This is a genomic window from Mesorhizobium qingshengii (assembly GCF_900103325.1).
Classification (GTDB): domain Bacteria; phylum Pseudomonadota; class Alphaproteobacteria; order Rhizobiales; family Rhizobiaceae; genus Mesorhizobium; species Mesorhizobium qingshengii.
In genome coordinates, this window is the sequence record NZ_FMXM01000014.1 from 25,516 (window position 1) to 47,505 (window position 21,990).

A 21,990-nucleotide genomic window follows, 5' to 3' on the forward strand; every position below is an offset into this window, starting at 1 on the left:
GCCCGTCGGGAAAGCCTTGTGCCGCGACGGGAAAAACATTAATCCAGCCCGCGTGGGGCCTGTAGCTCAATGGTTAGAGCCGGCGGCTCATAACCGCTTGGTTGGGGGTTCGAGTCCCTCCGGGCCCACCATGACCATTGATTTTATTGGTAAAAATGTGGCTTTGCCCACGGCTTGCCCACGCCTTGCCCACGGGTCGCGCGAATTGCCTGAATACGACCGAAGGCGCCCCGCTTAGCCATTTCGCGATTCCTTGCTCACCTTACGATCCGCAAATTCGCCCGCCGCTTCATCTGATCGCGCTTTTCTTCACGCAGATTGATCGCTCTCGCGATATCGACGACGGGCGGCGAATTAGCGCCGGCCGGACCCAAAAGACTGCTAGCTCATAGTTGGGGCAGGTCGAGCGTTGATACGTGGAGCGTCGGCTGCTTTGCGCCGCATTGAAGACCTTCATCTTGATTTAGTTGTCTCCTGAAAGCAGCCATTTGTCTGGCGCAAATTTCAGCCCGACGATCAAAGATTTCTGCATATCTGAGAGGTGCCCTGCGGTACTGCAGATGTCTTTTGCCAAGAGTCGGAGGGCCGATGCTTAGCTACGGCGAGATCCTCTGCAATGGTTGCAAAGATGCCTTGAATCCGCCTGGGCAAAGCTCTTCGATCGCGATGCTGGCGATCGCTGGATGGGTATTTTACTTAGTCACCCGAAAACGCTGGGTCGGCGATGGACGAAGTCCGCGCGACACTGGAACAGTGGCTCGCGGCCGGAAAATGGCCGCTGTCCGGAGGATTCCCCATGAGCTCCATAAATCTGACGCTGGCCGTGCTGCGGCTCGTTCCTAGGCTCGCATCCGGCGCGCCGAAAGCCGCGGATAACGCCACCTTTCACAGCCCCGACATGATTGTCGTTGGGAGCGGAACGGGATGGCAAGATCGTAAAGGTCTGGCGCCGGCCCTACGATACTCTGAAATACCATCGCTGTATCGACCCGTCTCGGCTTCGATCGCAGCAACCTGCTGAGGCTCCACAGCTACCTAAGATCAGCGGCGGAGCTTTGCGCTGATCAGTGCGTCGGCCATGTAGAGGTCCTGCAGAGAGATGCCGGAACTGTCGAAGACGGTGATCTCTTCATCGAACCGGCGTCCGGGTGCTCGCTTTTCAATGACGTCCCCGATAGCTGTTACGGCGAGCACGCCGGTGTCGATCGCGCCTCGCACGTGTTGGAACTCGCCGATCTGTACGGACTGGGAAGGCAGATCACAAAACAGTCTTGCCCTGTGGAACATTTCACTCGGCAATTCGTGCTTGCCGGGCGCGTCCGACCCCATGCTGACGATATGGGTTCCGGGTTCCACCCAGGCAGCATCGAACAGCGGTTCGTTTGAGGGCGTCACCGTCACCGCGATGTCGGCGGCGCGCACGGCTTCTTCGGGCAAAGCGGACCGCGCCTCCAGGCCCCTTTCGCCGATCTGGTCCACAAGCACGTCACGTCGCGGCGAAGACCGGGCCACGACCAGCACGGTTTCGATTGGGCGGATGCGTGCCAGCGCCATAACTTCGAAGCCCGCCTGGTTGCCGGCGCCGAATATCGCCAGAACCCTGGACTGCTTTCGCGCAAGAAGATCGGTCGCGACCGCGTCGGCGGCGGCCGTCCTGTAGGCGTTGACCTTTCCGGCCTCGATGACGGCGCCGAGTCGACCCGTCTGCTGATTGAGCAGCACGATGGTGGAGTTGTGGCGGGGAACGCCAAGTGACGGGTTGTCCGACCAGAAGGAGCCGATCTTCACTCCGGTCAGTTCGTCCGACCAACCGGACTTGATCGAGAAGGTGTTGGTTTCCTCCCGCGCACGCCCGAGAACCGCGGGAAAGACCCCGCTCTGCTTGGAGGCAGCGGCCACGAGAGCTTGCCGCGCCGCCCCGAAGGCGAGTTCATGGGTGACGAGGTCTGCAGACTCCTCTTCGCTGAGGTAGATCATCCGAATCCCTCGTACGCATCATGCGCTTCGCCGCTGCAGCCATGGCGCACGGCGCAAGGCGGCGAAAAGTTTCTCGCCCCTCTTGCGCCATCCGGTATGCCGAAGGGCGGCTCAGAACGAATGATTCCGCCGGATCGAAAGGGCAAAACAGCAGGGAAATCCGCCTGCCGGAGGCGACTCTGAAATCCGACTTCGACCCGACCTCGCACCAAGAGACAGCGTTTTACTCATGGCCTTCGAATACGCGAGAGAAACCTTCGGCGCCCTGATCGAGCTGATAGAATTCGAGCCCCGCCACGTGTCGCGCGCGCTGAAGCTGTCGCAAGAGATGGTTTGGCCTTATCGCCGCGAGGATTGGGAATTTGCCGCGGCGTTGGGCCAGGGTCTGGTCCTGGAGCGGGCAGGCGACGTGATCGGCACGGCCATGTGGTGGAACTACGGACAAGCCCACGCCTCGGCCGGGATGATCATCGTTGCCGCTTCCGTACAAGGCGGTGGCTACGGCTCGCGACTCTTCAACGGGCTGCTCGAGGCGACGGACGGGCGCAATGTGCTGCTCAATTCGACAGAGGAAGGGCTCACGCTCTATAGGCGGCGCGGCTTCACTGGCTTGGGGTACCGTGCTCCAGCGCCAGGGTCCGCTGACCGCCGCCGTGACGCCGAATGCCTGCGACATCCGTCCGGCGACCGCCTCCGACATGGCGGCGATCCAGGCTTTCGACGAGCTGGCCACGGGCATGCCCCGGCCGTCGATGGTGGCTGCGCTTGCCGACGTGGGCGACGTAACGGTCATCGACCGAGGGGAGCGATTTGCGGGCTATGCGATCACCAGGAGGTTCGGGCGCGGCTTTGTGGTCGGCCCTGTTGCAGCCGAAAGCCTTCAGGACGCGAAACGCCTGATCCTGGCCCAACTTGCGACGCTTCACGGGCAGTTCGTACGCGTCGACGTCTATGCCGAACACGGATTGGGCGACTGGCTGGAGAGCCTGGGCCTCGCAAGGGTTGGTCATGCGATCGCGATGGTCAATGGACGGCGGCCCGTCTCCGACGGGCAGCCCGGATGTATGCCTTGGCGGATCAGTCGTTCGGCTAGGAATGAGGACACGGGAGCGATGGAGAGGAACGAAAAAACATGTGGAGCGGTCAAAGCGATTGATGTTCTCGTCACTCCGTCGCTGCTTCTGGACAGGGGACGGCTCGAGCGCAACATCCAGCGTCTCGCCGAGCACGCCAAGAAGCTAGGCGTCGTGCTGCGCCCGCACATGAAGACGGCCAAGAGCATCGACGTTGCCCGACACGTGTTCCCCCATGGGCCTGGCCCGATCACGGTCTCGACCGTCGCCGAGGCGGAATACTTCGCAGGCCACGGCTTCCGAGACATGACCTACGCGGTCGGCATGTCGACCGCTTCGGCGATCCGTGCCATGGCGCTTTGCCGCCGCACGGGCGTCGACGTGAAACTACTGCTCGATACCGTGGAGCAGGCCGATGCCCTGGCCGACGTCCGCGCGGCCACCGGCGTGACCCCGTCCGTCTTCATCGAACTGGACTGCGACGACCATCGCGGCGGATTGAAGCCGGACGACCCGAAGCTGGTCGAGGTCGCCGGCAGGATCGTCACAGCGGGCGCCAACCTCGTCGGCGTCCTCGCCCATGCGGGCGAGTCCTATGGCTTGAGCACGCTCGACGCGCTGGTGACGGCGGCCGAGAATGAGCGTTTGGCCACCGTGCGCGCCGCCGAGATTCTGCGCGCTCGCGGTCATGCCTGCCCGATCGTCAGCCTCGGCTCCACGCCGACCGCACATTTCGCCGAGAATCTGGAAGGCATTACGGAGTTGCGCGCCGGGGCCTATATGTTCTTCGACCTCGTCCAGCACGGTGTCGGGGTCTGCGACATCGACGATATCGCGGTTTCCGTGCTGGCCACCGTGATCGGCGCCAAGCCGGAAAAACGATGGGTGCTGGTGGATGCGGGATGGATGGCGCTTTCGCGCGACCGTGGAACCGCGAACCAGCAGGTCGACCAGGGTTACGGTGTGGTTTGCGACGAGAAGGGGCGGGTGCTCGAAGATGTGATCGTGTCCCAGGCCAGCCAGGAGCACGGCATCCTTACGATCCGCAGCGGTTCCGGCAAGAGCATGCCGGAGCTTCCGATCGGCTCGCGCGTCCGGATCCTGCCCAACCATGCCTGCGCGATGGCCGGCCAGCATGACTTCTACAGCGTGGTCGACGGCGAAAGCCCCGTGATCGAAGCGCGGTGGGAGCGAATCCGCGGCTGGTAGGAACTCAGATCTCCACGCTTTGCATGGCGCCCATGCAAACTGATGCCCTGGTGGTGCAAGATGAAACTTACCTCCTACTGGCTCGACACGTCTCAGCCGTTCGACCACGGCTCGTCCAGACCCCTCGAAGGCCGCTACGACGTTGCCGTGGTTGGCGGTGGCCTGACCGGATCATCCGCCGCTCTGGCTCTAGCCAGGAAGGGCGCCCGGGTCGCCGTGCTCGAGGCCGAAACGATCGGCAACGCCGCGTCCGGGCGCAATGGTGGTATGTGCAACAACGGCTTTGCCCAGAACTACACGGTCATTGCCGGCAAGTATGGCAAGGATGCCGCGAACGCCCTCTACAAGGCATACGACGCTGGCGTCGACCTGGTCGAGCGGCTGGTGCAGGAAGAACGGATCGACTGCAGTTTCGCCCGTGTCGGCAAGCTCAAGCTTGCGGCCAAGCCCGAGCACTACGACGTGCTGGCGCGCAGCCAGGAGCTTCTGGCGGCCAATGTCGATCCCGAAACGCGGATGATTCCCCGCAGCGACCTGCGCAGTGAGGTCGGGACCGACCGTTACCACGGCGGGCTGCTTTATCCCAAGAGCGCCGGCATGCACGTCGGCCGTTTCGTCCGCGGGCTGGCGACCGCCGCCGCACGTGGTGGCGCCGAGGTGCATGAACGGACTCCCGTCATGGCAATGCGCAAGGTCCCCGCCGGGCATGAAGTAGAGACCCCACGCGGCAAAATCGTCGCGCGGCAGGTCCTGCTGGCGAGCGGCATTTCCCAGGTCGGTCCGCTCGGATGGATTCGCCGCCGCATCGTGCCGGTCGGCGCCTTCCTGATCGTGACGGAACCGCTGTCGCCTGCGCAGATCGAGCGCCTCATGCCGACCCGTCGCAATGTGGTCGACACGCGCAACCTCGTCGTCTACTGGCGGCTGACCCCGGACAATCGCCTGCTGTTCGGCGGGCGGGCTCGGTTTGCGGGGTCCAACCCTCAGTCCGACGAGAAAAGCGGCCGAATCCTGAAAGCGGCTATGGTCGATGTCTACCCCGAACTGGCCGGCGCCCGCATCGACTATTGCTGGGGCGGGCTGGTCGACATGACCCGCGACCGCCTGCCTCGCGCCGGAGAGCGGAACGGCATCTACTATTCCATGGGCTACAGCGGACACGGCACGCAGATGTCGACGCTGATGGGCAGCATCATGGCCGAGGTCATGGACGGGCACCCCGACCTGAACCCCTGGAAGGATTTCGACTGGCCAGCGATCCCCGGACATTTCGGGAGTCCCTGGTTCCTGCCGATCCTCGGTGCCTATTACCGCATGAAGGACCTTGTGACATGACAACGCCACTCGAGCACCTGTCCCGCAACGGCCGCCTGGACAGGTTCTTCATCGGCGGCGAATGGCGCGAGCCGAGGGGCACCACCAAGGGCGTCGTGGTTAATCCGGCCACGGAAGACGCCGTGACCCGGTTTCCGCTCGGAAACGGGGAGGACGTGGACGCGGCCGTTTCAGCGGCGCGCCGGGCATTCGCCACCTGGAGCCGTACCAAGCCGCAATACCGCGCGGGTCTGCTCGATCGCCTGCAGGCACTGCTCGAAGCGCGCCGCGAACTGCTTGCACAATGCCTGACCCTCGAGATGGGCGCGGCGATCGGATATGCTCGCACCGCGCAGGTGCCGCTGGCGATCGCCCATGTGAAGACCGCCCGCGATGTCCTGACAGCCTTCCCCTTCGTCGAGCAGCGCGGCCACACTGCCGTCACCCGCGAACCGATCGGTGTCTGCGCGCTGATCACTCCGTGGAACTGGCCACTCTACCAGATCACCGCCAAGGTTGCGCCGGCGCTCGCCGCAGGCTGCACGGTCGTGCTGAAACCAAGCGAGCTCTCTCCTTTGGACGCCCTTCTGTTCGCCGAGGCGATCGAGGAAGCTGGCTTCCCGGCCGGGGTCTTCAACCTGGTGCAGGGCGACGGTTCGGGAGTGGGAGCGGGTCTCGCGTCGCATGCGGATGTCGACATGATCTCCATTACCGGCTCCACCCGTGCGGGCGTCGCGGTGGCCCAGGCGGCCGCGCCGACGATCAAGCACGTCGCGCAGGAGCTCGGCGGCAAGTCGCCGAACGTGTTCCTGCCGGACGCCGATCTCGATCGCGCCGTTTCTCTCGGCATAGCCGCTGGATTCCGCAACCTGGGCCAATCATGCAGTGCGCCGACGCGCATGATCGTGCCGCGCGGGCTGCTTTCCGAGATCGAGTCAATTGCCAAGCGGGCCGCGGATGAGATCGTCCTCGGCGATCCTCTCGCGGAGACCACCACCCACGGTGCGATCGCCAATCGTGCCCAGTTTGACCGGATCCAAACCATGATCGGCGTCGGCATTTCGGAAGGCGCCAAGCTCGTCATCGGCGGACAGGGTCGTCCGGGCGGTTTGAACGTGGGGCTCTACGTCAAACCGACGATCTTTTCCGAGGTGCGTACGGGCATGCGCATTGCCCAGGAGGAGATCTTCGGGCCGGTTCTCTGCATCATCCCCTACGACACCCTAGAGGAGGCCGTCACCATCGCCAACGACACCGTCTATGGCCTTGGGGCGCATGTGCAGGGCAGGGACACGAACGTCGTCAAGCAGGTCGCGTCGCAGATCCGCGCCGGCCAAGTGCATCTCAACTATCCGGCCTGGGATCCACACGCGCCCTTTGGCGGCTTTAAGCAATCCGGAAACGGACGCGAATACGGCATCGAGGGCATGTTGGAGTATCTCGAGGTCAAATCCATCCTGGGCTATTTCTGACGTGAATTTCGCCAAGCGCTGAGGTACCGTGCCTGCCCATGTGCCAGTAGGCTGCCTTCAAAGGGCGCCTCAGCTTGTTCGGCAACCGTCTTCTCATTATTGCACCGCCAGTTGTGTCACTGAGCTCCAACCGGCGAGCAGTCGCCTGTTGCTCTACGCACGCCCGTTCCGGGAGCAGCACCCGGGATGAACGCTTCGAGGGCCTGCGGCCACCTCGCCGCTCAACATAGCTCATGAAGCGATTTGGAAGAGAGCTATGCCAGGACAGTCGCCACCGATTCTGCCATCTGGAAGCCGCTCGATGGTCAAAACAGCGTCAGCTCAATCAGGGGTCTCTGGCTCGGATCGAATCCAAAGCGACCGGTCCTGCGTCTGATCGGGCTCGCCAAGAGCATGGCGGCGGCAAGTCAGGCTCAGGGACGCGCCAAGCAGGCTGGCATCGTCTCTTGAGGGGACAATCTCGAAATTGGAATGGGCTTAGAGCGCCGGCGCCCGCTTGAGATCATCATGCTCCGAAGGCGCTCGCCATGAGGTTTTTATCAGCAGACCAGGCGCCTGCCGCTCTGGCAACGTCGCGCCAGGTCGACGTTACGGTGGCGACCTCCTTGATGATCTCGCGCACCTGCGCAGGAGAACCCTGACGCGAGCGGCGCCGATCCCGATTAGCCTTGGCAATCGCTGCGTGCCTCCAGCGCCTGGAATGAAACCAAGATTGACCTCTGGCAGGCCAAGCCGTGCATTTGCAGCGGCCAGCCGATAGTGGCACCCGATCGCCTTCGCCAAGTCGGTTGGGCCCGGCCTGCATCATTGCAGTTGGGACGTTGGCTCGGTCGAGGAGATCGGACTCGGCGCCATGCAAATGGCTGACAAGGGGTTTTCGAAGGGCTGGGGCCTCGGGCGCCACGTGCTCGGATCAAACTTTTTCCATTATGTGCGCGACCCATGGGGCAGCTATTCCGAGTACTCCTCGGACATCGACTATGTGTCAGCGGACCATGACTGGGATGCGGGTGATCATGCTGCGGAGGATGCCTTTTACATCTGGGGCCCGACGCCTCCTGACGACTTCACGGTGAACTACGAGGAGGCCACGGACTGAAGCTGCGTCAGACGAATGCAGCAATTGGCCCGGTGTTTGATCATCCCACTCAGAGCACGGTATTTGCCCGGCGCGCCTAAGTCGTTGCAGTGCAACTCCCCCGTTACGGGGCCGTGCGCATCACTGATGCCCGTGGGGCAGCAAGCGGGATCGTTGCACGCCAGGATTGTCATTGCTTCGAGACGATTCTCCATTCGGATGGCCATGATTTCCGGCCTCGGCCCCATTGGCGCACTGACATTGCTAGCCGTCCGCGCGGCTGGTGCCGCGGTGATCTTCGTGAGCGAGCCAAAATACCTATCGCCGCAGTCTGGCATAGCTAGTGCTGGATGCGATCTGCCTCGATGCCACAAAGGACGGTGTGCCGGCCTTCATCCGCGAGCACACGGAAGAAGGCGTTGGTGTTGAAGTCGCCATTGATGCGAGAGGGCAGGTCGCGGCCTAGAAGCTAGGTCAATAGCTAGCTTCGCCAGTTCCGGTCATACACAGGAGGCGACCGTCGTTGACCTCTCCGAAAGCAACGATGAGGTCATCGGGATCGTCAACCCGTCTCATGCCAAAGTCTGTGGGTGGCGCAGACGCGGCAGCGCTGGCCTGGTTAGGCCCAGCCTAAGCAGAATTATCGAAAATCATTATTTGTGCATCGCACACAGCGTGCTTTGCTCCATCCGCCGGCTGAAAGACAACAAAAAGAACGCTAGGCGGCGGCCTTCGGCGATGCGTCCGAAGCGGGTTGTTTTGGCGCGGACAGCGCCTGACCTCAGAAAAAGACAGGGGAACGTGATGACCACAATAATCTCGAAGTTTCGCCGCGCCGCATTGGCGGCCGGCATTGCCCTGAGCGCCCTTTCGGTGAGCCTCCACGCCGAAGCCGGCAGCTTGAAGCTGGGCATGACGACCTGGGTCGGATACGGCCCGCTCTTCCTTGCGCGTGACATGGGCTACTTCAAGGAAGGCGGTCTCGATGTCTCGCTCGAAATTATCGAGGAAGCATCGATGTACATGGCGGCCGTCGCCGCGGGCGAGCTCGACGGTAGCGCCTCGACCATCGACGAAATCATGAAATACCGTTCGAAGGATGTCTGCTTCAAATCGGTCTATGCCCTGGACGACAGCCATGGCGGCGACGGCGTCCTGGCGCCGAGCAGCGTCAAGAGCATCGCCGACCTCAAGGGCATGGAGGTCGGGCTGAACGAAGGCTCGGTGTCTCAGTTCTGGTTCAACATTCTGCTCAAGCAGGCCGGCCTCAGTCAGGCCGATGTGAAGATCACCAACATGACCGCGGATGATGCCGCCGCCGCCTTCATGGCTGACCGCATTCCCGTTGCCGTCACCTGGGAACCGCATCTGACGCTGGCCAAAAAGGAAAACAAGGGCCAGGTGCTGATCGATTCCTCGAAGACGCCCGGCCTGATCGTCGACGTGGTGGCGCTGAACTGCGACTACATCACCAAGAACCCCGCGGATGTCGAGGCGCTGGTGAAGGGTCTCTACAAGGCCAACGAGTTCATCAAGGAGAATCCTGCGAAGGCTTATGAGGTGATGGCCAAGGGCGTCGGCGGCTGGCTGAAGGACCCGAAGGACTTCGCCTCGTCCGCCGCGGGCGTCAACTTCTACGGCAAGGACCGCAATGCCCAATTCTTCACCGGTGGCGAGAGCGGTGAAGCCGGCAAGCTGATCAAGCTCGGCGGCGATGTCTGGGGCGGCTTCGGCAAGCTCAAGATGGACATCAAATTCGACGATCTCGTCGATCCGTCCTTCCTTGCGAAGTAACCTATCCTTGTAATTGACCTCGCTGGACCGCAGGCCGAGCCTCTCGCCTGCGGTCCAGCCCAAAGGGTTTCCCTGTGACACTGGCACCGAATGCGACGTCTCCGATCAGCCATATCGTGACCACGAGCGAGGACAAAAATCAGCCCGGTCGATCCGCCTGGAAAGGCGTCGCCACGCCGTTCCAGGCCGTGTCGCGCCCTCTCTCCATCACGCTCAGCGTCCTGGTCTGGGGCGCGGTCATCGGCGGCTGGTTCGCCTTGACCTATTCCGGAGCGGTCAAGGAAATGTTCCTGCCGCGACCCGAATCCGTCTTGTTCACCACCATCAACATGGCGCTTGACGGCTCCTTGTGGGAGCATGTCCTCGCCAGCGTTCAGGTGGTGCTGATCGGTTTCGTCATTTCGAGCATCGTGGCGGTGCCGCTCGGCTTGACGATGGGCACCTACCGCATCGTCCAGGCCGCGCTCGACCCACTCGTCAATTTCATCCGCTATCTGCCGGTGACGTCCTTCGTGCCGCTTTTCATCCTGTGGATCGGCATCGGCATCGAGCAGCGCGTGGCCGTCATCATCTTCGGCATCTTCTTCCAGCAACTGGTGATGATCGCCGATAGCGCCCGCGGCGTTCAGCGCGACCTCGTCAATGCAGCTTACACGCTTGGCACGAAACGCAGCGACACGGTCTTCCACATCGTCTTTCCGGCCACGCTTCCGAACGTGCTCGACGTGCTGCGCGTCACCATGGGCTGGGCCTGGACCTATCTCGTCGTCGCCGAACTCGTCGCCGCGCGCAGCGGACTTGGCTACATCTCGCTGAAGGCGATGCGCGGCTTCCAGGTCGACGTCATCTTCATGGCCATCGCCCTGATCGGCATCCTTGGCCTTTGCACCGACCAATTGTTCCGGGGCATCCGCCGCCTCGTCGCCCCCTGGGCCAATTGAGGAGTTCGCCGACATGGACGCCCTGACACTCGCCACGAAACCGAAGAGCGCCGACATCGCCATCGACAATGTTGTCCTGCGCTACGGCAAGGGCGACAACGCCGTGCTGGCGCTGGACGGCATCTCATTCCATGTTGTGCCCAATGAGTTCTGCGTGATCGTCGGCCCATCTGGTTGCGGCAAGTCGAGCCTGCTCTACCTCATTGCCGGGCTCGAAGAGCGCACCGGCGGCATGATCTCCGTCGGCGGCAAGCCGGTCACCGAACCGGGCCCGGATCGCGGCATGGTGTTTCAGGCCTATACGCTGTTTCCCTGGCTGACCGTGGCGCAGAACGTCGAATACGGCCCGAAGCGGAAAGGCATGTCGGCGGCCGAGCGCCGGGCCATCGTCGAGCATTTTCTCCATGAAGTCGGCCTGGCGAAATTCGCCAACCACTATCCCTCGCAGCTGTCCGGTGGCATGAAGCAGCGCGTGGCGATTGCCCGTGCGCTCGCCAATGATCCGCAGGTGCTGCTGATGGACGAACCGTTCGGAGCGCTCGACAGCCAGACCCGCCACTCAATGCAGAAGCTTCTCTTGAGGATCTGGGACCATTCCAAGAAAACAGTCCTGTTCGTCACCCATGACATTGACGAGGCGATCCTGCTGGCGGACCGGGTGCTCGTCATGTCCGGCCGGCCCGGCCAGATCAAGAAGGAAATCCGCGTCAGCCTGCCGCGCCCACGCAGCATGGACCTGGTCATGGAGCCGAACTTCATCGCCATGAAGCGGGAAATCCTCGAGCTCTTGAAGAACGACGAAGACGAAGAGCATTAGCAGGCATGCGCATCGCGACCGCGGAATTCGACTATATCGTCATCGGCGCGGGCTCGGCCGGTTGTGTCCTGGCCAACAGGCTGAGCGCGAACCCAGCCAGCCGCGTCTGCCTCATTGAGGCCGGCGGCAGCGACGACCGCCCAAGGGTGCGCGTGCCGGCCGGCATTCTCTCGCTCTACGGCAATCCGACTTTCGACTACGGCTACAAGGGCGTGCCGCAGCCGCTGCTCAACAACCGCCGCATACCGGTCAACCGGGGCAAGCTTCTCGGCGGGTCGAGTTCGATCAATTCCATGGTCTACATTCGCGGCGCCGCGCAGGACTACGATGAGTGGGCAGCGCTTGGCTGCGCAGGGTGGTCCTATGCCGATGTGCTGCCGGTGTTCAAGACGCTGGAGCGGAACCTCCTGTCACAGAACCCGGCCTATCACGGCTTCGACGGCGAACTGCTGGTCGACAATCCGCGTGATCCCAACGCCGTATCCAGCCTGTGGGTGGAGGCCGGCCGGAGCATCGGCCTGCCTGAAAACCGCGACTTCAACGCCGATGGCCAACTCGGCCTCGGCATCTACAATGTCACCCAGGACAAGGGCCAGCGCTTCTCAGCTTATTCAGCCTTCGTCCGGCCGGTTCTCGGCCGCCCGAACCTCCAGGTCATGTCAGGCGTCGAGGTGCTCGATCTGGCAGTCGAAAGCGGGCGCGTCACCGGCGTCAATGTGATCAAGGACGGCGCGACCCAAAGGCTGACATGCCGCGCCGAAATCGTGCTCAGCGCAGGCGCGATCGGATCGCCGCGCATCCTGCTTGCTTCTGGCATCGGCCCGGCCGACGAGCTGAAGGCGGCGGGGGTAGAGCCGGTCATGAACGTGCCGGGCGTCGGCAAGAATTTGCGCGACCATGTCGACGGCATGATCACCGTGCGATCGAACAGCACCAGGACGCTCGGCCTGTCGCTCGCCAATCTGCCGGCGATGCTGGCCGCACCCTTTCAGTATTTCGTCCGGCGTAAGGGCATGCTGACGACCAATTACGTCGAGGCCGGCGGCTTCGCCAAGACGAAATATGCCGGCGATATTCCCGATGTCCAATTCCACTTTGTACCCGGCTATCGCAGCCATCGCGGCCGGCTTGTCGAATATGGCCACGGCTACGCCGTGCACACCTGCGTGCTCAGACCCGGAAGCGTCGGTGAAATCACGCTCGAGCGCGACGGTACCCGCCGCAACGTGCTGATCGATCACCGCTTCTTCAGTGACGGGCAGGATGCCCTGACCCTTGTCGAAGGCATCAAGCTGGCGCGCTCGATCCTGGCTTCGCCGGTCTTTGCCGACATTCGCGGACCGGAAATCCTGCCGGGACCCGATGTCGTCACCGACGACGAGATCCTCGCCTATCTGCGTGCCGAAGCGCTCACCGTCTATCACCCGGTCGGCACGGCCAAGATGGGCAATGATGCCATGGCCGTGGTCGATCCCACCGGCCTCATGGTGAGCGGTTTCGGCAATCTGCGCGTGGCGGACGCCTCGATCATGCCGACGCTGATCGGCGGCAACACCAACGCGCCATCCATGATGATCGGCGAAAAAGCGGCCAGGGCGATGTTGTCGTAGTCTCGCGTTGGCCGACTCTCCTGGCATTTAGGGACAAGCTAACCACTGCCACGTGAAATCGTAATTTTCGCTAATCAGTCCCTCCAGTACACCAGCGATCTGACCTCCTCGCATCCGCAGAAACTCTTGGGGGGAAAGGACGCAGAAATGTCGGTGGAAAAAATAGACACGCTTGTCGTCGGCGGTGGCCAGGCGGGGGTGGCTATGTCTGAGCATCTGGGCAAATGCGGCGTGCCGCATCTCGTTCTCGAGCGTGGCCGGATCGCCGAGCGCTGGCGTTCGCAGCGATGGGACTCGCTCGTTGCCAATGGCCCGGCCTGGCATGACCGTTTCCCGGGCATGGAATTTCCCGTGACGGGTCCCGACGGTTTTCCTTCCAAGGAGGAGGTTGCGGACTATTTCGCCGCCTATGCACGGCAGATTAATGCGCCGATCCGCTGCGGCGTCGAGGTCAAGCTCGCGCAAAGAAATGTCGGTCGACCCGGCTTCCGCGTCGAAACGTCGGATGGGCTGATCGAAGCCAACAGCATCGTCGCCGCGACCGGACCTTTCCAGATCCCCGTCATCCCCGCCCTTGTCCCCGGCGATGCCGGCATTCTGCAGATTCATTCCAGCGTGTACCGCAACCCCAGACAGTTGCCGAAGGGCGCGGTGCTGGTGGTCGGGGCGGGATCGTCAGGCGTGCAGATCGCCGATGAACTCCAGCGCGCTGGCAGGCGCGTCTACCTCTCGGTCGGCCCGCACGATCGCCCGCCGCGAGCCTATCGCGGCCGTGATTTCTGCTGGTGGCTTGGCGTTCTCGGCAAATGGGATCTTGAAACTCCAGGGCCTGGCACGGAACATGTCACGATCGCGGTGAGCGGCGCGCGTGGCGGCGAAACGATCGATTTCCGTCGGCTGGCCGCGCAGGGGCTTACCCTGGTCGGCATGACCAAAACATATCAGGATGGCGTGCTGACCTTTGCGCCCGATCTGGCGAAGAACATTGCCCGCGGTGACGCCAACCTGATGTCGCTGCTGGACGAGGCCGACGCCTATGTCGCGCGCAACGGTCTCGACCTCCCGGAGGAGCCCACGGCCCGGCGGATCGACCCGGATCCCGACTGCTTGACCAACCCGCTTCGTGAGCTCGATCTGGCTGGCGCCGGGATAGCGGCGATCATCTGGGCGACTGGCTTTGCCGTCGATTACAGCTGGTTGAAGGTCGATGCCTTTGACGAGAAGGGCCGGCCAAGGCATCAGCGCGGCGTCTCGACCGAGCCTGGAATCTATTTTCTAGGCCTGCCTTGGCAGTCGCGAAGAGGATCGAGTTTCATCTGGGGTGTCTGGCATGATGCCAAGCACCTCGCGGACCGGATTTCGACGCAGCGCAAATATCTGGCCTATCACGCTGCAGCACGGCGCGAGACAGTGGACGCCTGACCGCCGCTGACAACAGCCACGAGCCCGATCTGATGGAGACCAGGATGGCGCATACGAGAATTCGCAAGTTCAACACCAAGGACACCTATCCCGAGCAGAAGCTCGACAATGATCTGTGCCAGGCGGTCGTCACGCGGGGCGGCCGGACGGTTTATCTGCGTGGCCAGTGTCCGCAGGATCTCGACACCGCTGAGAATATCGGCAGCCACGATCCGGCTGAGCAGACGCACAAGGTGATGCAGAACATCAGGCAGCTCATCGAGGAGTGCGGCGGCACCATGGAGCATCTGGTCAAGGTAGTCGTCTACATCACCGACGTGCGCCATCGCGAGGCGGTCTACCGCACCATGGGCGAGTACATCAAAGGCGTGCATCCGGTTTCGACCGGCCTCGTCGTGCAGGCCCTGGCGCGGCCGGACTGGCTGGTCGAGATCGACGGCACCGCCGTCATCCCGGACTGATCCCAATGACCTTTTCCATTGTCGCGCGATGCAGCCGCACCGGCATGTTCGGCGTCGCGGTGTCGTCCTCCTCTCCGGCGGTGGCGGCGCGCTGCGCCTATGCGCAAGCGGGCGTCGGCGCGGTCGCCAGCCAGAACGTCACCGATCCGACGCTCGGCACAAGAGGGCTCGAACTGCTGGCGCGCGGTGCTTCGGCCGCCGAGGCGGTTGCCATCCTGAAGCGCACCGGCGCCTGGAGCGACTACCGGCAGGTGCTGGCTGTCGATGCCGCCGGGACCACGGCGATCCATTCTGGGCCCAAGGCGCTCGGTATCTGGGCGGAAGCGCGTGCGGACAATGTCGCCTGCGGCGGCAACATGCTGGCCCATGATGGCGTGCCGCAAGCCATGGTCGAGGCTTTCCTGGCCTCGGAAGGCCATCTCGGCGACCGCCTGATCGCGACCATGCGCGCTGCGCTGAAGGGGGGGGGCGAGGCGGGCCCGGTCCATTCGGCCGGAATGAAGCTGGTGCGCGAGGTCGCATGGCCGGTCGCGGACCTGCGCTGCGACTGGAGCGAGGCCTGCCCGATCGACGAGCTGGCGGCCTTGTGGGATCGCTACAAGCCGCAGCTCGATGCCTATGTGACCCGCGCGATCAATCCGTCCGACGCGCCGAGCTATGGCGTGCCGGGCGACGAGTAGCCAGTACGCAGGGGGAAGGCGTCCGCATGAGCGAACCCAGTCACAAGGACTGGATCGGCAAGGCATCCGCGATCCGCTTTCGCGACAAGGCGTTCATCGACGGCAAGACGGTGCCCGCGCGTTCGGGCCGCACCTTCGCCAGCATCAATCCGGCCACCGGCGAAACGCTGGCCGAGGTGGCGTCGTGCGGCGAGGAAGATGTCGATCTGGCCGTTGCCGCGGCACGCCGCAGTTTCGAGGCCGGTGTGTGGTCGCGCGCGAGCCCGGCGCACCGCAAGGAGGTGCTGCTGCGGCTGGCGAGGCTGTTGCGCGAAAACCTGCAGGAGCTTGCCCTGCTCGAATCGCTCGATATGGGCAAGCTCGTCACGGATGCCGCCACAGTTGATGTGCCGGGCTCGGCGGCGATCTTCCAGTGGTATGGCGAGGCCATCGACAAGATCTACGACGAAGTGGCGCCGACCGGCGGCAACGATCTGGTGCTGGTGCGGCGCGAGCCGCTCGGCGTGATCGGCGCCGTGGTGCCGTGGAATTTCCCGCTCGACATGGCGACCTGGAAATGCGCGCCGGCGCTGGCGGCGGGCAATTCCGTGGTGCTGAAGCCGGCGGAGCAGTCGCCTTTCTCGGCGCTCAGGCTGGCGGAACTCGCCATGGAGGCGGGCCTGCCCGCCGGTGTGCTCAATGTCGTGCCCGGCCTTGGCGAAACGGCCGGACAGTCGCTCGGCCGCCACATGGATGTCGATTGCCTTGCCTTCACCGGATCGACCGCGGTCGGCAAGATGTTCCTGCAATATTCGGGTCAGTCGAACATGAAGCAGGTCTGGCTCGAGACCGGCGGCAAGAGCCCGAACCTCGTCTTCGCCGATTGCGGTGATCTCGATGCGGCGGCCGACATGGCGGCGTTCGGCATCTTCTTCAACCAGGGCGAGGTGTGTTCGGCCAATTCGCGCCTGCTCGTTGAACGCTCCATCAAGGATGCCTTCGTGGAGAAACTGGCTGAGCGCGCGGCGGCCACTCAGCCCGGCGATCCACTCGACCCGGCCTCGAAAATGGGCGCCATGGTCGATGCCCGCCACGCCGCCAACGTTATGCGCTTCGTCGAGGCCGGCAAGAAGACCGCGCGTCTGGTTGCCGGCGGCGACCGGGTCACGGTCGACGGCCGCGGCAGCTTCATACAGCCCACCATCTTCGACAATGTCGCCCATGACGACCCGATTGCCAGGGATGAGATATTCGGGCCTGTGCTTTCGGTCATTGCCTTCGACGATGAGGAGGAGGCCATCCGCGTCGCCAATGACAGCCCGTACGGGCTCGCCGCCTCGCTGTGGACCGACAGCCTTTCGCGGGCGCACCGCGTTGCCGGGCGGCTGCGCGCCGGCACGGTTTCCGTCAACACGGTCGATGCGCTGAGCCCGATGACGCCGTTCGGCGGCGTCAAGCAATCGGGCTTCGGCCGCGACCTGTCGCTGCATGCGCTGGACAAGTACACCGCGCTGAAAACGACATGGATCAAGTACTGAAGCCGCGCGGGCGCTTGATCGCGGCGCCCAAACCGGCAACATAGAAGCCCATGCCGCTACGCTTCACCCTGAGACAATTGGAATATTTCGTCGCCGTCGGCGAAGCCGGTTCCATTACCAAGGCGGCCGAGCAGGTCAATGTTTCGCCGCCTTCGATCTCGGCGTCGATCGCGCAGCTCGAGGCCGAATTCGGCGTCCAGCTTTTTGTGCGCAAGCATTCGCATGGCCTGTCGCTTACGGCTGGCGGGCGCGTTTTCCTCAAGGAGGCCGCCAGGCTGCTAGCCGACGCCGACGCTCTGCACGATATTGCGGGCGACATCGCCGAGAAGGTGCGTGGGCCGCTGGCGGTCGGATGCCTGCTAACCTTCGCGCAGATCGTCATGCCGACCCTGCGCATGAAGTTCGAGCGCGCCTATCCCGAGGTGCGGTTCAGGCAGTTCGAACGCAACCAGGGTCAGCTGCTCGAAATGTTGCAACGGGGCGAGATCGACGCGGCGCTGACCTACGATCTAGAACTGTCGCAGGACACGACGTTCGAACCGCTGATGCTGGTGCCGGCCTATGTGATGCTGCCACAGGGGCACCGCTTCGCCGGCAAGGCTTCCATCACGCCGGAAGAGCTGGCCGACGAGCCGATGGTGCTGCTCGACCTGCCATATAGCCGCGAATATTTCCTCTCGGCCTTTCATTCGCGGGGAATCCGGCCGAACATTGCCGAGCGCACCGGCGACATCGCGGTAATGCGTTCGATGGTTGCGAACGGCTTCGGCTATGGCATCGCCAACATGCGGCCGCTCAACACGCTGGCGCCAGACGGCAAGCCGCTGGTCTTCGTGCCTCTGGAGGGGGATTTGCGGCCTCTGACCATGGGGGTTGCATTGCCCAACGCCGAGCACCGCACCCAGACGGTGCAGGCATTCATCGATCATTGCCGCCGTTTCGTCGTCGAACAGGGCGTGTTCGGCAGCGGGCGGGTCGTGGAATAGAGCAATTCCAGGAAAAGTGTGGAACGGTTTTCCCACAGGAATTGCGTCAAAACGAAGAGATCCCGCGACGGCCTATCAGGCAGTCTGAAGCCGGTGACCGGCAAGCCGCCGCAGCAGATTGTCCAGCATGTCGTCGCAGCGGCGCATCTGTTCGACGCTGACGAATTCGTCCGGTCTGTGCCCTTGCGCCATCGAGCCCGGTCCGCACACGATGGTCGGCGTGCCGAGGTCGCGGCTGAACAATCCGCCTTCGGTGCCGAAGGCAACCTTGATGGTATCGTTGGCGCCGGTCAACGATTTGACGAAGGCTACGGCCTGCGAGTTCGCCGGCGTGTCCAGCCCTGGATAGGTGTTGGTGATATCGATGTCGATGGCCGCCGCTGGCGCGATCGTTGAAGCCGCAGCGGCAATGTGCGCTGCCGCCGCGCGCAACCCATCGAGGATTTGGTCGGGATTGTCGGCCGCGACATTGCGGATCTCGAAGTCGAGCTGGCAGAGGTTCGGCACGATGTTGAGCGCCACGCCGGCATTCATCTTGCCCACGTGGATGGTAGTGTAGGGAATGTCGTAGTCGCCGTCGCGTGCGCCATCGCGCGCCAGCCGATCCTGTTCTTGGCGCAGTGCGGAGACGAAGTCGCAGCCCAGATGAATGGCATTGAGTGCCAAGGGGGCCAGCGCCGAATGGCCTTCCCGTCCCCTGCAGATGGCGCGCGCCGCAAGCTTGCCCTTGTGGCCGGTCGCAACCTGCATGCTGGTCGGCTCGCCGACGATGCATAGCAAGGGCCGTTGCGGGGCCGCCTGCAGCATGTCGATCAGGCTGCGCACACCGATGCAGCCGATCTCCTCGTCGTAGGAGAGTGCCAGGTGCAGCGGCGTGCGCAGCGTCATTCTCGAGGCCTTGAGGCAGGCCGAGAGCGCGCAGGCGACGAAGCCCTTCATGTCGGCTGCGCCGCGCCCATAAAGCTTGCCGTCGCGTTTCGTCATCTCGAAGGGCGGCAGCGTCCAGTTCTGACCGTCGATGGGAACGACGTCGGTGTGACCGGACAGCATGATGCCGGAAGCGTCGGCCGGTCCGATGGTGGCAAACAAATTGGCCTTGTGGCCGTCCTCGCTGTGGATGATCTGGCAAGGCACGCCATGCGCGTCCAGCAGGTCCGCCACGTAGCCGATGAGGGCGAGATTCGAGTCGCGGCTCACCGTCGGGAAGGCGATCAGCTTTTCAAGGATATGGATGCTGTCCATGCGTATTGTGTCTCGTTTGCCGTCGGCACTTCTAGCATCGCGTGGCCGCGGGCTTGAAGTCGCATTTGGCTCAGCCGGGATTCAGTGCACGCTAATCCCGGGGTGCGATTAGGCGCGTCCTAACCGGCACAGAAGAAATCTCTAGTTTCCCGGAGCCTGCCGCAACTTATGAATGGTCTCACGGCATCAACCCACTGGCTGGCCGGCTTGCGCCTCGGCTCGAACCATGATCGGGCAGGTTGCAAGGCGACGCTGGCAGGAAGGCAAGTTCCATGCGCGATCCACGCTACGACATTCTGTTCGAGCCCGTGAAGATCGGTCCGGTGACCGCCAAGAACCGCTTCTATCAGGTGCCGCATTGCAATGGCGGCGGCTATCGCGATCCTTCGGCCGCGGCCGAGATGCGGCGTATCAAGTCGGAAGGCGGCTGGGGCGTCATCTTCACCGAGCAGACCGAGATGCACCACACTTCGGAGATCACGCCCTTCATCGAACTCAGGCTCTGGGATGACGCCGATATCCCGGCCTTGGCAAAGATGGCCAAGGCAATGCACCAGCATGGCGCGCTGGCCGGCATCCAGCTCGCCTATTCAGGCATCAACGGTCCCAACCTCTACACCAAGGAAGTGCCGCGAGGACCGTCGGCCTTGCCGATCCGGACCTTCACCAACGATCCGGTGCAGGCGCGCGCCATGGACAAGCAGGATATTCGCGACCTGCGCCGCTGGCACCGCAATGCCTTCAAACGGGCGAGGCTGGCGGGCTTTGACCTGGTTTGCCTCTACGGTGCGCATGGCTTCGGCATCATCCAGCATTTCCTGTCCACCGCCACCAACCAGCGCAGCGACGAGTATGGCGGTTCGCTGGAAAACCGCTCGCGGCTGATGCGGGAGCTGATCGAAGAAGGGCGGGACGCCATCGGCGACACCTGTGGCCTGACGCTGCGGCTGTCGCTGGACGAGATGATCGGCGAACTTGGCTTTGCCAATTCGGAAGTGCGCGACATGATCGAGATGCATGCGGACCTACCCGATCTCTGGGATCTGGCGCATGGCGCTTGGGAGGACTGCTCCGGGCCGTCGCGGTTCAAGGAGGAGGGCGCCCAGGAGAGCCTGGTGTCCGGCATCAAGAAGCTGACCTCGAAGCCGGTGGTTGGCGTCGGGCGCTTCACGTCGCCCGATGTGATGGTGAAGATGATCAAGTCCGGTACGCTTGATTTCATCGGCTGCGCGCGGCCGTCGATCGCCGATCCCTTCCTGCCGAAGAAGGTTGAAGAGGGGCGGATCGGGGACATTCGCGAGTGCATCGGCTGCAACATCTGCATTACCGGCGACATGACCATGTCGATCTCGCGCTGCACGCAGAATCCGACCTTCATGGAGGAGTGGCGCAAGGGCTGGCATCCCGAACGCATGCAGGCCAAGGGCGACAGCGACAGCGTGCTGATCGTCGGTGCCGGTCCTGCCGGGCTGGAGGCTGCACGCGCGCTCGGCCTGCGCGGCTATCAGGTGGCCCTCGCCGAGGCCGGGGCCGAGCTCGGCGGCCGCGTGGCGCGCGAGTGCCTCTTGCCTGGCCTTTCCGCCTGGGGCCGCGTGCGCGACTATCGCCAGTATCAGCTCAGCCAGATGGCCAATGTCGACATCTATTTCGAAAGCCGGTTGTCTGCCGACGAGATCCTGGCCTTCGGCTTTCAAAACATCGCCATCGCCACCGGCTCGACATGGCGCCGCGACGGCGTGGCGCGCGCGCATGTCGTGCCGATGCCGATGGATCTGGCCATGCCGGTCTACACGCCGGACGATTTGATGGGCGGCAATGTGCCGACTGGCACCGTCGTGATCTTCGACGACGACCACTACTATATGGGTGGCGTTCTGGCCGAGCTGATGGCGCGCAATGGCGCTAGGGTGACGCTAGTGACGCCGTCCGCCTATGTGTCGGACTGGACCCGCAACACGCTGGAGCAGGGCGCCATCCACCGCCGTCTGGCCGGGCTCGGCGTCGAGATCGTGCTGAACCGGACCGTGACGCGCGTCGTGCCGGGAGGCGTTGCCACCGCCTGCGCCTACACCGGTGCCGAACGCGACATTGCCGCCGACGCTGTGGTGCTGGTGACGTCGCGCCAACAGGACGACCAGGTCTGGTGCGACCTGAAAGCCCGGCGCGACGAATGGGCCGACAATGGCATTCGCTCGATCAAGGTCATAGGCGATGCGGAGGCGCCAGGTCCGATCGCCTGGGCGACCTATGCCGGACACCGCTTCGCGCGCGAACTGGACGAAGACGATATTGGTGATGCGCTGCCGTTCCGCCGTGAAGTGACGGCTTTGGCGGCGGGGTAGGCCGATGGCATGGCTTGATAGGGAAATGACGTCGCCACAAGCCGATACTGTTTCG

General features: G+C 63.5%; 18 protein-coding genes, 1 tRNA gene and 3 pseudogenes. 19 read left to right on the plus strand and 3 right to left on the minus strand.

The features are described from left to right. Nucleotides 1–55: 55 nt before the first annotated feature. Nucleotides 56–131 (plus strand) — tRNA-Ile (locus BLS48_RS21430). Nucleotides 132–1,041: 910 nt separating this feature from the next. On the opposite strand, the gene BLS48_RS21435 is transcribed toward BLS48_RS21430, so the two are convergent. After that, on the minus strand, nucleotides 1,042–1,977 hold the full coding sequence (locus tag BLS48_RS21435) for an ornithine cyclodeaminase family protein (protein WP_091581751.1): 936 nt from the start codon (nucleotides 1,975–1,977) through the stop codon (nucleotides 1,042–1,044). A gap of 328 nt (nucleotides 1,978–2,305) precedes the next feature. Here BLS48_RS21435 and BLS48_RS36255 point away from each other — a divergent pair. From BLS48_RS36255 to BLS48_RS21460, 6 genes and pseudogenes are all read left to right on the plus strand, one after another. Further along, a pseudogene (locus BLS48_RS36255) lies at nucleotides 2,306–2,572 on the plus strand (GNAT family N-acetyltransferase); the annotation flags it as partial. A 157-nt stretch (nucleotides 2,573–2,729) separates the two neighbouring features. Further along, nucleotides 2,730–2,957, plus strand: a pseudogene (locus tag BLS48_RS36260) (GNAT family N-acetyltransferase); the annotation flags it as partial. Between the two features lie 132 nt (nucleotides 2,958–3,089). After that, nucleotides 3,090–4,259, plus strand: coding sequence for an alanine racemase (locus BLS48_RS21445; protein WP_091581754.1), 1,170 nt, complete (start codon nucleotides 3,090–3,092; stop codon nucleotides 4,257–4,259). A gap of 60 nt (nucleotides 4,260–4,319) precedes the next feature. Continuing rightward, nucleotides 4,320–5,594, plus strand: coding sequence for an NAD(P)/FAD-dependent oxidoreductase (locus BLS48_RS21450; RefSeq protein ID WP_091582086.1), 1,275 nt, complete (start codon nucleotides 4,320–4,322; stop codon nucleotides 5,592–5,594). Then, nucleotides 5,591–7,045, plus strand: a complete 1,455-nt coding sequence (locus tag BLS48_RS21455; protein WP_091581757.1) for an aldehyde dehydrogenase family protein — start codon at nucleotides 5,591–5,593, stop codon at nucleotides 7,043–7,045. Before BLS48_RS21450 ends, BLS48_RS21455 begins: the two co-directional genes overlap by 4 nt. A gap of 243 nt (nucleotides 7,046–7,288) precedes the next feature. Continuing rightward, nucleotides 7,289–7,495 (plus strand): hypothetical protein, encoded by a 207-nt coding sequence (locus BLS48_RS21460; protein ID WP_091581760.1) that lies wholly within the window; start codon nucleotides 7,289–7,291, stop codon nucleotides 7,493–7,495. Between the two features lie 195 nt (nucleotides 7,496–7,690). On the opposite strand, the pseudogene BLS48_RS21465 reads toward BLS48_RS21460, so the two are convergent. Beyond that, nucleotides 7,691–7,828 (minus strand): annotated as a pseudogene (locus BLS48_RS21465) (enoyl-CoA hydratase-related protein); the annotation flags it as partial. 76 nt (nucleotides 7,829–7,904) lie between these two features. Here BLS48_RS21465 and BLS48_RS21470 point away from each other — a divergent pair. The 11 genes from BLS48_RS21470 to BLS48_RS21515 all read left to right on the plus strand — a co-directional run bounded on the left by BLS48_RS21470 (nucleotide 7,905) and on the right by BLS48_RS21515 (nucleotide 18,351). After that, nucleotides 7,905–8,144 (plus strand): VOC family protein, encoded by a 240-nt coding sequence (locus tag BLS48_RS21470; RefSeq protein ID WP_208604652.1) that lies wholly within the window; start codon nucleotides 7,905–7,907, stop codon nucleotides 8,142–8,144. A 322-nt stretch (nucleotides 8,145–8,466) separates the two neighbouring features. Continuing rightward, a complete protein-coding gene (locus tag BLS48_RS36595; protein WP_280142536.1) occupies nucleotides 8,467–8,589 on the plus strand; it encodes a hypothetical protein in 123 nt (40 codons plus the stop codon). Nucleotides 8,590–8,927: 338 nt separating this feature from the next. Further along, complete coding sequence (locus BLS48_RS21475; protein ID WP_091581762.1) at nucleotides 8,928–9,917, plus strand: ABC transporter substrate-binding protein; 990 nt, start codon at nucleotides 8,928–8,930, stop codon at nucleotides 9,915–9,917. 74 nt (nucleotides 9,918–9,991) lie between these two features. Beyond that, on the plus strand, nucleotides 9,992–10,858 hold the full coding sequence (locus BLS48_RS21480) for an ABC transporter permease (protein ID WP_091581765.1): 867 nt from the start codon (nucleotides 9,992–9,994) through the stop codon (nucleotides 10,856–10,858). A 13-nt stretch (nucleotides 10,859–10,871) separates the two neighbouring features. Further along, complete coding sequence (locus tag BLS48_RS21485; RefSeq protein ID WP_091581770.1) at nucleotides 10,872–11,675, plus strand: ABC transporter ATP-binding protein; 804 nt, start codon at nucleotides 10,872–10,874, stop codon at nucleotides 11,673–11,675. Nucleotides 11,676–11,680: 5 nt separating this feature from the next. Continuing rightward, entirely contained in the window at nucleotides 11,681–13,285 is a 1,605-nt protein-coding gene (locus tag BLS48_RS21490) for a GMC family oxidoreductase (RefSeq protein ID WP_091581773.1), read from the plus strand. A 147-nt stretch (nucleotides 13,286–13,432) separates the two neighbouring features. Then, on the plus strand, nucleotides 13,433–14,707 hold the full coding sequence (locus BLS48_RS21495) for a flavin-containing monooxygenase (protein WP_091581776.1): 1,275 nt from the start codon (nucleotides 13,433–13,435) through the stop codon (nucleotides 14,705–14,707). Nucleotides 14,708–14,751: 44 nt separating this feature from the next. Continuing rightward, nucleotides 14,752–15,168 (plus strand): RidA family protein, encoded by a 417-nt coding sequence (locus BLS48_RS21500; RefSeq protein WP_091582090.1) that lies wholly within the window; start codon nucleotides 14,752–14,754, stop codon nucleotides 15,166–15,168. A gap of 5 nt (nucleotides 15,169–15,173) precedes the next feature. Then, nucleotides 15,174–15,848 carry a DUF1028 domain-containing protein gene (locus BLS48_RS21505; RefSeq protein ID WP_091581778.1) on the plus strand — a complete coding sequence of 225 codons (675 nt, stop codon included), beginning with the start codon at nucleotides 15,174–15,176 and terminating at the stop codon, nucleotides 15,846–15,848. Nucleotides 15,849–15,874: 26 nt separating this feature from the next. Further along, nucleotides 15,875–17,365 carry an aldehyde dehydrogenase gene (locus BLS48_RS21510; protein WP_091581781.1) on the plus strand — a complete coding sequence of 497 codons (1,491 nt, stop codon included), beginning with the start codon at nucleotides 15,875–15,877 and terminating at the stop codon, nucleotides 17,363–17,365. Nucleotides 17,366–17,415: 50 nt separating this feature from the next. Next, nucleotides 17,416–18,351: a LysR family transcriptional regulator gene (locus tag BLS48_RS21515; protein ID WP_091581784.1), complete on the plus strand. Its 936-nt coding sequence runs from the start codon at nucleotides 17,416–17,418 to the stop codon at nucleotides 18,349–18,351. 75 nt (nucleotides 18,352–18,426) lie between these two features. Here BLS48_RS21515 and argE read toward each other — a convergent pair whose 3' ends face one another. Then, nucleotides 18,427–19,593, minus strand: coding sequence for an acetylornithine deacetylase (argE, locus tag BLS48_RS21520; RefSeq protein ID WP_091581787.1), 1,167 nt, complete (start codon nucleotides 19,591–19,593; stop codon nucleotides 18,427–18,429). A 272-nt stretch (nucleotides 19,594–19,865) separates the two neighbouring features. On the opposite strand from argE, the gene BLS48_RS21525 reads away from it, so the two are divergent. After that, nucleotides 19,866–21,935, plus strand: a complete 2,070-nt coding sequence (locus tag BLS48_RS21525; protein ID WP_091581789.1) for an oxidoreductase — start codon at nucleotides 19,866–19,868, stop codon at nucleotides 21,933–21,935. Nucleotides 21,936–21,990 lie beyond the last annotated feature (55 nt).